Annotated in this window: 10 protein-coding genes; 6 read left to right on the top strand and 4 right to left on the bottom strand. The window is 41.0% G+C overall.

Going from position 1 to position 12,232, the window contains the following annotated elements:
• Positions 1–20: 20 nt before the first annotated feature.
• The gene (locus K2W90_01445) at positions 21–623 is read right to left on the bottom strand and encodes a Holliday junction branch migration protein RuvA (GenBank protein MBY0353011.1); all 603 of its coding nucleotides are present in this window, start codon (positions 621–623) and stop codon (positions 21–23) included.
• Between the two features lie 184 nt (positions 624–807).
• Here K2W90_01445 and K2W90_01440 point away from each other — a divergent pair, with 184 nt between their 5' ends.
• The 6 genes from K2W90_01440 (at position 808) to K2W90_01415 (ending at position 8,497) form a co-directional block, all read left to right on the top strand.
• Positions 808–2,436: a trypsin-like peptidase domain-containing protein gene (locus K2W90_01440; protein MBY0353010.1), complete on the top strand. Its 1,629-nt coding sequence runs from the start codon at positions 808–810 to the stop codon at positions 2,434–2,436.
• A gap of 189 nt (positions 2,437–2,625) precedes the next feature.
• A complete protein-coding gene (locus tag K2W90_01435) occupies positions 2,626–4,152 on the top strand; it encodes a trypsin-like peptidase domain-containing protein (protein ID MBY0353009.1) in 1,527 nt (508 codons plus the stop codon).
• Between the two features lie 21 nt (positions 4,153–4,173).
• Positions 4,174–5,553 (top strand): trypsin-like peptidase domain-containing protein, encoded by a 1,380-nt coding sequence (locus K2W90_01430; protein MBY0353008.1) that lies wholly within the window; start codon positions 4,174–4,176, stop codon positions 5,551–5,553.
• A 129-nt stretch (positions 5,554–5,682) separates the two neighbouring features.
• Positions 5,683–7,638: a CYTH domain-containing protein gene (locus K2W90_01425; protein ID MBY0353007.1), complete on the top strand. Its 1,956-nt coding sequence runs from the start codon at positions 5,683–5,685 to the stop codon at positions 7,636–7,638.
• A gap of 34 nt (positions 7,639–7,672) precedes the next feature.
• Positions 7,673–8,005, top strand: coding sequence for a hypothetical protein (locus K2W90_01420; GenBank protein MBY0353006.1), 333 nt, complete (start codon positions 7,673–7,675; stop codon positions 8,003–8,005).
• Between the two features lie 126 nt (positions 8,006–8,131).
• Positions 8,132–8,497, top strand: a complete 366-nt coding sequence (locus K2W90_01415) for a hypothetical protein (GenBank protein MBY0353005.1) — start codon at positions 8,132–8,134, stop codon at positions 8,495–8,497.
• A 52-nt stretch (positions 8,498–8,549) separates the two neighbouring features.
• On the opposite strand, the gene K2W90_01410 is transcribed toward K2W90_01415, so the two are convergent.
• The 3 genes from K2W90_01410 to K2W90_01400 all read right to left on the bottom strand — a co-directional run bounded on the left by K2W90_01410 (position 8,550) and on the right by K2W90_01400 (position 12,162).
• Positions 8,550–8,867 carry a putative addiction module antidote protein gene (locus K2W90_01410; GenBank protein ID MBY0353004.1) on the bottom strand — a complete coding sequence of 106 codons (318 nt, stop codon included), beginning with the start codon at positions 8,865–8,867 and terminating at the stop codon, positions 8,550–8,552.
• A 286-nt stretch (positions 8,868–9,153) separates the two neighbouring features.
• Complete coding sequence (gatB, locus tag K2W90_01405; protein MBY0353003.1) at positions 9,154–10,617, bottom strand: Asp-tRNA(Asn)/Glu-tRNA(Gln) amidotransferase subunit GatB; 1,464 nt, start codon at positions 10,615–10,617, stop codon at positions 9,154–9,156.
• 33 nt (positions 10,618–10,650) lie between these two features.
• Positions 10,651–12,162, bottom strand: a complete 1,512-nt coding sequence (locus tag K2W90_01400) for an Rne/Rng family ribonuclease (protein MBY0353002.1) — start codon at positions 12,160–12,162, stop codon at positions 10,651–10,653.
• Between the last annotated feature and the right edge of the window lie 70 nt (positions 12,163–12,232).

Raw genomic sequence — 12,232 nt, 5'->3', positions numbered from 1 at the left:
CAAGCTCCTTGTTTTAGAGCTTAAGGGTTGCCTGAAAGATACGAGAGTGCAGAGCGGATAAGTTGGTCCAGCGAGCAGTTTTGGCTCTTATATTTTTCAGTCAAATAACTCATAACTTTGGCAATTTCAGGTTTAGAATAATTGAGTGAACCAAGTACTTCGTTGACATTTTGCCATTGTACAAAGCTTGCCTGTTCTTCAAATGCAATCTCGTGTGAGAGTAATAATTTTTGGACTTTATGTTTAAGTTGCACAATAATTTGTTCGGCTTTTTTAGCGCCAATGCCGCTGATGGAGCTTAATGTCTTTTCGTCGTTGGTGCTGACTGCTTCAAGGAATTGGTTGGCGGTCAGTTGCGATAAAATGCTCATGGCAATACTGGGGCCAATTTTGGGACAATCAATCACCATCAAAAAAACTTTGCGGTCAAGTTTTGAAAGAAAACCAAAGAGGCTGGGACCTTGTTCTTGGTTCCAGTGCAGGTAGGTAAATAAATGAATGTCTTTATCTTTTTCAAGTTTGTGAGCCTGCGGTACGCCAATAGTTACCCCAATGCCCTTCATGTCCAGCGTTACCGACTTTTCGTTTACTTCTTGAATGTTGCCTACCAGAAAATCAATCACTGCCTGCCCTTGTTTATTTTGGCCCATTTCATACTGTTATTCATGCCTCTGATAAAAAGATACGACCTATCTTTTCTTATAGCAATCTTTTTATTAAAACGTCGAGAGTATGTGCATGTCATTTAACAAAAGCCAAAAGATTGCTAGGCTGTTGCTTTATCGTTTTACTATTTTGGGAGATTTTATGAGTATGTTTATGATTGTTCGTCGTCTGCTTGCCTGCTCGTTGTTTTTGGCATTGGGCTTTCCCAATGTGATTGTTGGTAAGCGTAGGCATGCTACGCCAACGGGACAAGCGGTACCAGCTGTTGAAAATTTTGAACACAAAAGCCCAGTACGTGCTCATCACAATTGGTCGAGTATTTGCCGTGCCTATGGCAACGCCGTGCTGCGCATTACCGTGTGCCACAATGTGATGAACATTATGGAGCCGTACAAAATACCAGACCAAAGTTTTAGTTGCGGTACCGGTTTTGTGATTTCAGGTGATGGTTATGTATTGACCAACTTTCATGTGGTTAACCAGGGCAATCCGCTGTATGCACAAGTGCCTGCGCTTGGCCGTGAATATTTTGAACTTGAGTTTGTTGGTGCAAACCCAGAAAAAGATGTGGCATTGGTAAAAATTGTTGATCGTGATTTAGAAAAAATTAAAAAGGCGTTGGGGGTTGAGCAGCTGACTTATTTTTCGTGTGGTGATTCAGATGGTTTGGCTGAAGCGCAAGAAGTGTTAATTTTAGGCTATCCACTTGGCCAAGAAAATTTAAAGAGTTCGTTGGGCATTATTTCGGGGCGCGAAAGCACCAGTGTTGGGGAATGTCTTCAAACAACGGCGCCTATTAATCCTGGCAATTCTGGCGGGCCGTCGCTTGACGAAAATGGCAATGTAGTTGGTATTTGTGTACTCAAGGCAGTGGGTGCCGACACTGAAGGCGTTGCGTATTTAATTCCTATTAACAATGTTAGAGCCATGCTTGCTGAGTTAATTAAAAATAAAATTACGCGTCCTCCCTGCTGGGGCTGCAAGCTGACGCCGGTTAACGAACATACGCTCAAATTTTTGGGCAACCCAACCGATGGTGGTGTTTATGTTGCCAAAGTAAGCAAGGGCTCGCTGGCCCAACAAGCTGGCTTGCAAAAAGGCGATATTGTGTACGCAGTAAATGGTACGGTAATCGACCGTTACGGCCAGCTTAATGTTTCGTGGACGCGCGACAAAGTTTCATTGCGTGATTTTATGGCGCGCATAGAGCTTGGCAGCACTGCTACCTTGACGTATTATCGCAATGGGAAACTTCTTGAAACATCAGTTGTTGTAGCTGGAACTGATAGCTTTGCCATCAAGCGCTACTACCCGTGGTATGAAGATGCGTTGCCGTACGAAGTTTTGGGAGCCATGGTTTTTGTAACATTAACGCTTAATCATATCGACATATTCAGAGAGATTGCTCGCTATTATCCTGATTTTGATATGTCCATGATTACTAAGTACGAGCGCGAAGAAAAACGCTTTGAGCCGCGTTTGATTATGACCGCTCTTTTGCCAACATCAAGTTTGCACAAAACGCGCTGCTTTAGAGAAGGCGATCGCATTGTGAGCAAAATTAATGGCGTTACCGTGCACACCGTGCAAGACCTGCGTGAGGCAATTATTGCCGGCAAGGGCAGTGAATACCTGACCATTGAATGCGAAGGCGGTTCATTTTTCTGTTTACTGGTGCGCGACATTATTCAAGAAGAAGATATTTTGTGCCAGCAATATGGTTACAAAAAATCTGAACTAGTTCATTTGTTGGCTGAAGGGTTGAATTAGTAAAAATCATATTTTCCTGATGGCAAGGTTAATTTGAAGTCCATTGGTGGCTAAAAGGCCAGAAGTATTCAAAAAAAGGGCGATGTCTCAACAGGCGTCGCCCTTTTTTATTTATGCGTTGAATTTGAATGGCACTTTATGTTCTGCTAACACTGTCATCGATTTTTCAAAAAACGAGAGAGGGTGTGCATGAGAAAAAAAATTAGTACGTGGCTACTTTTAACTGTGGTAGCCAGTCTTTTTGTTAACGATTTAGCATTCGCGCGTAAGCGCACAGTAGACGTGCCAAAAGATCCAGAAATCCCTGTTGCGCCAAACTGGCGCCAGGTACAAAAGCGTGCCAAAGATACCGTGGTGCAAGTGTTTGTTGAAACGGCTGCATTTAACTGGAAAGAGCCCTTTAAATCTCCCAAACAAGGTAGAGCGTGGGGAACCGCTTTTTTAATTGACGATAAAGGTCATATGATTTCAAATTATCATGTGATTGACGAAAGTGTTGCTATAAAAATTCAGCTGCCTTCGCTGGGTAAAGAGCGTTTTGATGTTAATGTGGTAGGCATTTGTCCTGAGCGCGATATTGCGTTGCTCAAACTAACCGACAGTGCGCGCGAAAAAATTGTTGAAGCACTTGGTACGTTGCCATTTTTAAATTTTGGTGATTCAGACAAAGTAGTACGTACGCAAGAAGTGCTAGCGCTTGGTTACCCGCTGGGCCAAGAAAAACTCAAGAGTACACAAGGCATTGTGAGTGGGCGTGAGGGGTTGTGGGGTGAGTCGTACATTCAAATAACCGCGCCAATCAATTCTGGCAACTCTGGCGGGCCGTCGCTTAATGCCGATGGCGATGTGATTGGCATTAATACGGCCACTATTTCCAAAGCGCAAAATGTTGGCTACATAATTCCGGTCAATGACGTGATGAACATGATTGATGCCTTGTACTTGACTAAGTTATTGCACAAGCCCGTTTTGGGTGGCAAGTTTAACAATGGCAGCAAAGATATGTTGGAGTTTTTCAACAACCCTTTGCCTGGGGGGCTTTATATGGCGCGCGTTTACCAAAACACGTTGCTAGAAAAGGCAGGCCTTCAAGAAGGCGATATGCTCTACGGTATTAACGAACATGTGCTGGATTTGTACGGTGAGGCAAATGTTTCGTGGAGTGAAGACAAAGTGCCTCTCGTTTCGCTTTTAAATCGCTTTAAATTAAAACAAAAACTTACGCTGAATTTTTACCGTCGTGGAAAAAAAATGAGTGTATCGTTTGATTTTACCTTGCAAGAGCCGTTGCCCATTCGTAAGTTTTACCCAGGCTATGAAACAATTGATTATGAAATTATTGGTGGCATGGTGGTTATGGAACTTACGCAAAATCATTTGGATATTTTTGAACTTCCCAGTTTAGTCAAATATCATCGTCGTGAAAATCAGAGTAAACCGCGCTTAATCTTAACGCATATTTTTAATAATTCGGCAACGCAGCGTGCTCGCGTTCTTGAAATTGGCGATATTGTAGAAGAGGTTAATGGTGAAAAAGTTTATACGCTAAAAGATTTTAGGCGTGCCGTGATGCAAAACAAAGATTTTTTATCGGTAAAAACTGAGTCTAAACGTTTTATGGTATTGGCAATAGAAACGGTAGTACAGGAAGAAGCTAAGCTTGCCAGCACAAATTTTTATAAGAAATCACAACTTGTGCAAGAGCTTGAAGCATAACATTTTGGGCAGGAGAGAAAGATGAATGATCAGCAAAATGCCGTTGTACAGGTACTGGTACAGGCGGCTGCATTTAACTGGGCAGAGCCATATCGCGCACCAGACGGTTCAAGTGCCTATGGCAGTGGTTTTTTTATTGATGAGCTTGGCCATTTAGTAACCAATTATCATGTGGTTTCTCAGGCTATTAGTATAGAATTTTACTTGCCTTCATTTGGCAAAGAACAATTTCAGGCAAAGATTGTTGGGGTGTGCCCCACGCGTGATGTCGCGCTGCTTAAAGCAACCGACGAGTCGATAGAAAGAATTAAAAAGACGCTCGGCAGTGTTCCCTTTTTAAATCTGGGTGACTCAGACACAGTTGTGCGTACGCAAGAAGTTATTACCCTTGGTTTTCCGCTTGGGCAAGATGCTATCAAGAGTACGCAAGGTATTGTGAGTGGTCGTCAACACATTATGGGCGAGTCGTTTATTCAAATTACGGCTGCACTCAACCCCGGTAGCTCGGGCGGGCCTACGGTAGACAAAGATAATAATGTGATTGGTATTAATACTTCAATTGTGCCTGAAGCGCAAAACGTTGGGTATATTATTCCCATCAGCGACATCAAAGGTGTTATTGAAGATTTGCATAATGTTATGTTGTTGCGCACGCCACGTCTTGGCTGCGAGCTCAATTATGGTTCTAATGAAATGCTGGAATATCTTGGCAACCCGCAGCCTGGTGGTTTGTATGTTTCTCGCGTGTACAAAAATACGCTGTTAGATAAAGCGGGCATGCAAGAGGGTGATATGCTGTATCACATTGGCGGCCATGAGTTAGATATGTACGGCGAGGCGCGTGAGCCATGGAGTGAAGGTAAAGTTTCTTTGACCGCGTTGCTTAACCGCTTTCGTATTGGCCAAAAAATTCCCCTTCTTGTCTATCGCTCAGGTAAAAAAATAGAAACAACCGTTTCATTTGATCTTCAAGAGCCGCTGCCTATTCGTATGGTTTTTCCTGAACTTGAAAAGATTGAAATTGAAATGCTGGGCGGCATTATTGTGATGCCATTAACAATGAATCACATTATGTTTTTTGCAGAGCTTAATCCCTTTTTGGTTGATTTCAATCGACGAGAAATGCAAGAAGAGCCGCGTGTTTTGGTGACATCAATATTGCCTAACACGCAGGCTTACAATGGTCGCACGCTTTTCCCTGGCGATGTTATTGAAGAGATTAATGGCAAGAAGGTGCGTACGCTCGAAGATTTTCGTGCAGCAATTCAGCTGGACAGTAAATTTTTGCGCATAAAAACGCATAACCGTAAGTTGGTTGTTTTTTCTGCGTCAAAGATTATTGAAGAGCATGAAGGGTTGATCAGAGCGCAGGGTGCTCAAGAAGAGAAAGATAGAAATTAAAAAGCTCTTCTTTTGTTGTTGGCATATGCATTTTTGTTGAGTAAATAGATTTTTTCTTTATAATGTGCTCCACAATCATTGGTTTTTCATAGATTTTTTACTTGTTTGTTTTGCACGGGAGCACTTTATATGCGGAGATTAGTAACAGCAATATCCTTTGCAATTCTTGTACAGTTTGGTGCTGTATATGCTGATTCACCAAGCATTGATAAAATTGCTGGCAAATCACTTGTTGCTATGAGTGAGTATGAACAAATTCGATTCTGGGAGCTTAAGCATCGCGTAATTGAGATCATTGTACAGCAGGGTACCATTTCTAATGGTGATTCATCTGATGCAATGGTTTTGCATTTATTGAGTGCGGTTTTAATGAATGCAGAAAGTGCGCAAGGTGCTGTTGATGCGTGGCGTCTTTTGGCAAGAAATAAAGAACATGCGGTATCTTCTAAACACCGCCCTGTGCTTGCGCTTGGCAAAGATGATATTGAGCAACTTTATCATGCGGTAAGAGTTTTGATCAGTGATACTGGTAAGATTGATCAAGATCTTGCTCTTCGTTGTGAACAACATAAAAATTTTGATGCTCTACAACGTAGCTCTCAACCAACAGAGCGCAATTTTAATCAACTCAAAAAAGTGGGTATTTGCAGCAGTGTTCTGCCCGAATTTGTGCCTGTATTAAAAGAATGCTGTCAAAACGCGCCAGATTTGCCTCTGCTTGACCAACTCAAGAATCAAAGAATTTTAACGGTGAACGGTCTTGCAAATTCCAAAGTAGCCTTTATGATACATGATCTATTTGATCACTTTTGGCTTCTTTGTAAGCTTGAAGAGTATGGTTTTTTGGCCAGGTATAAAGATTTTTTTAATGGGCTTGGTGATTTTGTATCAAAAGATATTTTTTCACGCGAAAGTGAAATCGTTTCATCAATTGGCTTTGAGTATCGTCTTTTTCTTGTTTCCAATGATTATCAACCATTGTTTTCTCTTCAAGATATAAAAAATATTTTATTGCAAGCAAAGATACATGGTTTGTCAACTAATAACCAAGATCGTGCTTTGGTTATGTTGACAACTGTTTTTGGCAATAAAGAGGCAGCAAAAGCTTTGGAAATTATTTATAGCGGTGTGATTGTAGAATTGATGGAGCAGCGAAGAAAAGATGGTTGTATTAAATTAGTAAACAATAATACAGCTCTAGATGCCTTTGATCCAGAATATACCGCATTTATTGTTGAGACGTGTGCCTTATTATTGAGTGATGCTCTAAAAGCCCAAGATGTTATTCTTCGTATTGCCTTGTGTGCGGAAGAATATTTGCGTGATGTTGCAATTGGTCGGGTTTCTGGTCCATTGGTTGCTACGATGGATGTTTGTGAAGGTGATTATAAGCGTGCGCTTCCTGATAAGGTTGCTGCTTGGTTTGCACAGAATATTGGTTTTGCAGGTACGCGAGAAATATTATCAAATAAAAAAATCACACAAAGAGAGGCGGTTATGGACGCATTGGCTATTGAATATGAAATCAGATTTACTATTGAGCCTGAAGAATTTAAAAAATTATTGGCAGAGCGAGGGGCAACGCTTCTTGTTGCCAACCGGTTGATGAAGCGTAAAACTTTTGAACTGGGCGCAAACAGTTGGGGTCGTGTTCGTGATGAAGGTAATTGCGTTACCATGACTATTAAGCGACTGTCTGATGGTACAAAAATAGAAGGTGTTTCTGAAATAGAAATAAAGATTGATAACTTTGCAAAAGGCTGTCTGCTCTTAGAAAGTCTTGGTCTTAAGGCTAAATCGTACCAAGAGAATTATCGTGAAGAGTGGAGTTTCATGAATTGCACACTTGCTATTGATCAATGGCCGGGGTTGCCTACTTTTGTAGAAATTGAAGGCGACAGTGCTGAGCGTGTTCATGATGCATGTCGTGTGCTGGGCTTGAATACGAGCGAAGGCTTTTTTGGCAGTATAGATCTGATGTATGAGCGGTTTTTGAGTATTGAGCCGGCTATGTTTAACCGGTTGCCGCTCGTAACATTTGAAAGCTTTTCAAAAAATGACAGACAATTGTTAGATAAAAATTAACTAATAACCATTACAGACAAATCTAAGGATATTTATGAATAAGGCTTTTGGATTAGTGCTTTTTTTCTCGGTAAGTTGTACAACCAGTGGGTATTCGTTTACTGAGAGTGAACGGGTAGCGTGGTGGGCTGAATTTAATGGCGATAGAGATTATTTTGCAACTACTGCTCGTAGAAGTATTTTCCCTAAATTTGGTCATGGCTTGTATGACTTTACGAATAACAAGACTAAGCGTGATGAATTGCAAGAAGAATTAAGAACGTCTTATAAAACGTTTCATACTATGTTTTTTGATGAAGAAAAGAATGATTATGACCTTGAAAAACTTGCTGCTTATTCACAATGGCTTGCGTGGCAACCAAGATAAGTTTGAAGGCCAAGAGTAGTTTTTTTAGAAGAGGGGCTTATAAAAAAAGTCCCTCTTCTTCTTTGGTAGCAATAGTATTAAGAACAATTTAGCGAGAGACGTTGGATTATGTTTAGGGCTTTTTTTGTGGCCATTTTTTTAGCGGTAAGTTTTTCTAGTAACGGCTATACAGCTGCTCACTCAGAAAAAAAACAGGCATGGTTGGCTGAGTTTGATGATAATAAAGAATTTTTCATCACAACAATTTCACAACGATTTAATGGCGATCCAGTTAGGTACTTAAATAAGTTCATCAAAGAGAGTGATGAGCGTACGTTTTTTTTGGGATTAACCGGAAAGTATTTTATTGAATTTCAGCAAGCTTTTTTTGATCAAGAAGCTCATGACTACAATCTTGAAAAGCTGAGAGTTTATGTTGCATGGCTTGTGGAGCAACAACCAAAAAGCTCTCCGCGAAAGACGTGGGAAGAGCGTGCTCTCCATCTTTCATGAATAGAAAAAGAGGCTTGGTGAAAACCAAGCCTCTTTTTCTTTAAAATAAATTCTATTTTTTGTATGGTTGAATTGCTAAATTCAAGCCGAGTGAGTTGAGTATTGGAATGATACTTGTTAATTTGGGGTTCCCTTTTGATGAGAGCGTGCGATAGAGATTTTCTCTATTTAAGTTGGTTTGCTCTGCAATATCAGCGATGCTCATGCCATGTGCTTCAATAACATTTCTCACGGCTATTAAGAAGATGCGAGGGTCTTCGTCCATGAGCGCAGCGTTAAGGTATGCAATTGCCTCTATTGGGTCTTTTAGATCTTCAATCAATCTTTCATGATAATCAATATGCCTGCTTTTTTTTGTTATTTTTTTCATCCTTGTTCCTTATATTCGAGCCAATATTGCTTTGCTTTTTCTATGTCGCGATTTTGGCTTGCTTTATCCCCACCAACGCTAACTCTGTCAAGCCTCGTTCTTATGACGGCCCTTGCGCCTAGTTCAAGTTTATCTCTCCAAGTAAAAAATGGCGATTTTCCTGTCTTTGTCTTATAAACTACTATCTTTATAGGTTCAATAATCATCTCAGATTTCAGGTTTTTAATCGTCTAATTTTATTGTAGTTTTTAAGCTACAATAAATCAAGGCTTAACTTTTTTTAGTGTTATCCCAAATACTTTTTCAATAACTCATTAATAACCACGGGGTTTGCTTTTCCTTGCGTGGCTTTCATAACTTGGCCCACAAAGAAACCAAGTACGCGGTCTTGGCCGGCTTTCAGTTTGGCAACTGAGTCTGGGTTATCTTCAACAATCTTTTTAACGATTGCTTCAAGCTCATCGCTAGAGCCTACTTGTTTTAAATCTTTTTCTTCAATAATAACCGCAGGCATTTTGCCGGTTGCTGCCATTTCAGCAAAAACATCTTGAGCAATTTTGTTGTTGATGGTGCCTTGTTCAATCTCGTTGACCAACGCTGCCAAATGTTGAGGGGTTACCGGGCTTTCATTCAATGACAGTTTGCTTTCATTTAAAAAGCTTAATAAGTTGCGCAGCATCCAGTTTGCAATTGGCTTTGCTGGCGCGCCTGATTTTGCGGCTTGCTCAAAGAAGTCGGCGCGTTCTTGCGTGTCAACCAAGATAGCGGCTTCGTACGCTGAAAGGCCATATTCTTTTTGAAAGCGCGCAAGCTTGTGGTGTGGCAGCTCAGGAAGTTGTTTACGCAAATTTTCAATCCACGCATTGTCAATAACGATTAATGGCAAGTCGGGTTCAGTAAAGTACCGATAGTCTGCCGTTTCTTCTTTTGAGCGCATGAAGAATGTTTTATTATTTTTGCTGTCCCACAGGCGCGTTTCCATACGCATTTTTTCGCCCGTTTCAAGCATGGTAATGTGCCGTTCAATTTCATAATCAATTGCTTGGCCAATGTATTTAAACGAATTGATATTTTTAACTTCAACGCGCGTGCCAAGCTGCGTAGCTTCTTTCTTTTTTACCGAAATGTTAACGTCGGCACGGAATGATCCCTTTTCCATGTCGGCATCGCTGATGCCAAGATATTGTACTATTGAGCGCAAACGCATTAAATAAGCGCGTGCTTCTTGTGCGTTAGCAATGTCTGGTTGGCTAACAATTTCTAGCAGTGGCGTGCCCGCACGGTTTAAATCTACCAGGCTGGTGCCCAAGGTAGTGTGGATATTTTTACCCGCATCCTCTTCCATGTGCATGCGCAAGATGCGAATCTGTTTTTCAGAGCCATCTTCAAGCTCAATGGTGATATGCCCATGTTGGCAAATTGGATTGTCGTCTTGTGTTACTTGGTAATTTTTGGGCAAGTCAGGGTACATGTAGTGCTTGCGTGCAAAGTCAGTTTTTGGCGTTATGGAGCAATCTGCGGCTAGGCCTGCCATAATAGCAAAGTCGACAACTTTTTTGTTGAGTACGGGCAGGGTACCTGGGTAGCCGGCGCATACCTGGCAGATGTTACTATTTGGTTCGTCGCCAAAATTGTTGGAACAACCACAAAATATTTTAGATTTTGTTTTGAGTTGGACATGCACTTCAATACCAATAGTTGCTTGGTATGAGGGATATTTTTCTAAAATGCCTTTTGTTTGGGCTGACATGCGGTATCCTTGATTGTGCTACTGAAGAGTGGATTAAACTTTATTAATCTGAAAGTGGTTGCCTTCAAGATCTTCATTACTTTCTAAAACAATTTTAACGCCAAGTCTTTTTTCAAGCTGCAAAATTGATTTATACTCATGATGAATCAGATAGTCAAACACCTTGAGCGGAATGCTCAAAACGATAGAATCTTTTATTCCTTTGCGTACAATCTCTTTGCTAAATTCTTGCAACAACTCAAAACTGAGTGTTGAAGTAGATTTAACTGCGCCGCTGCCATGACACGTTTGGCACACATGCATCAGCTGCTGTACCAATGTTTTGCCAGAGCGTTTACGCGTCATTTGAATAATACCAAATTCTGAGACTTTTAAGGTAACTGACTGGTATTTGTCACGCTCGTGTAACATTTTTTCAAAATGGCGAGAAAGCTTTTGGCGGTTACCTTGGTTAGCCATATCAATAAAGTCGATAACAATAAGACCGCCAATGTTGCGCAGGCGCAGTTGTGTGGCAATTTCTTCAGCTGCTTCCAAGTTGGTTTTCAAAATGGTGTCTTCCATATTGTTGGAACCGGTAAACTTGCCAGTGTTAACGTCCACAACCGTCATCGCCTCGGTAGATTCAATAATCAACGAACCGCCCGACTTGAGTTGTACCTTCTTTTGCAGCGCTTTTTCAATTTGCTTTTCAATATCAAATTTATCAAACAGGGGCGGGTGGTCGCCATAAAAGCGGATGCGGTTGGCAAATTCAGGCGTTAGGGCTTTGACCACACTCATAATTTTTTCTTGGTCTTGCTGATCGTCGGTAATAACCGCTTCAACATCGTCGTCCAAGTGGTCGCGCACGGTACGCAATGACAGAGAAAGATCTTCGTGAATCTTTTCGCCAGGCTTTGCTTTGGCAAACTTTTTTTGGACCGATTTCCAAGTTGAGATTAAAACTTCAATATCTTTTTCAATTGCTTTTTGTTGGCGGCCTTCTGCGGTGGTGCGTGCGATAGCGCCCATACCTTCAGGAACGCATTGTGCAACAATTTCTTTTAAGCGTGTGCGCTCGTCGCGGTCTTCAATTTTTTTTGAAACGCCAATTTGTGGAATATTAGGCATGAGTACCACAAATTTACCAGGCAAGGTAAAACAAGTGGTTAGCTTGGCGCCTTTTTCGTGAATTGGTTCTTTAATAACTTGTACCAAAACGTCTTCGCCTTCGGTAAATATTTTGCTGATATCCAGTGATGATTTGAGCTCGCGTTTGCTCAGCTCTTCCTCATCTTCCAGTTGCAAAAATTCTGAAATTTTTTCAGTTGCCAGTGAGCGGTCTACTTCGGTAATGTGCAAGAAGCCAGATTTGCTATGTCCGATATCAACAAAAGCAGTTTGGATGCCTGGCAAAACTTTGGTAATGCGGCCTTTAAAATAACAGCGCTCCAGATCTTCTTTGCTTTTGGTATCAAAGTAAATATCCTGTAACTTATTGTCATTTAAAAGGGCAACGCGAGTTTGCCAAAGCTCGTTGTTGATAAGAATTTTTTTTGCCATGATGCCTCGAAAAAAACGGAATTTTTTTATAGTTTCTTTAGTTTCAAATTTTTGAATGATTAATGCGATT

Source organism: Candidatus Babeliales bacterium, from assembly GCA_019749895.1.
Lineage (GTDB): Bacteria > Babelota > Babeliae > Babelales > RVW-14 > AaIE-18.
This window is presented reverse-complemented; position numbering and strand designations above follow the sequence as displayed.

Coding starts and splice junctions, on each gene's coding strand:
- K2W90_01435 (MBY0353009.1), top strand. CDS start 2,626: ATGAGAAAAAAAATTAGTACGTGGCTACTTTTAACTGTGGTAGCCAGT.
- K2W90_01400 (MBY0353002.1), bottom strand. CDS start 12,162: ATGGCAAAAAAAATTCTTATCAACAACGAGCTTTGGCAAACTCGCGTT.
- K2W90_01440 (MBY0353010.1), top strand. CDS start 808: ATGAGTATGTTTATGATTGTTCGTCGTCTGCTTGCCTGCTCGTTGTTT.
- K2W90_01430 (MBY0353008.1), top strand. CDS start 4,174: ATGAATGATCAGCAAAATGCCGTTGTACAGGTACTGGTACAGGCGGCT.
- K2W90_01425 (MBY0353007.1), top strand. CDS start 5,683: ATGCGGAGATTAGTAACAGCAATATCCTTTGCAATTCTTGTACAGTTT.
- K2W90_01410 (MBY0353004.1), bottom strand. CDS start 8,867: ATGAAAAAAATAACAAAAAAAAGCAGGCATATTGATTATCATGAAAGA.
- K2W90_01420 (MBY0353006.1), top strand. CDS start 7,673: ATGAATAAGGCTTTTGGATTAGTGCTTTTTTTCTCGGTAAGTTGTACA.
- gatB (MBY0353003.1), bottom strand. CDS start 10,617: ATGTCAGCCCAAACAAAAGGCATTTTAGAAAAATATCCCTCATACCAA.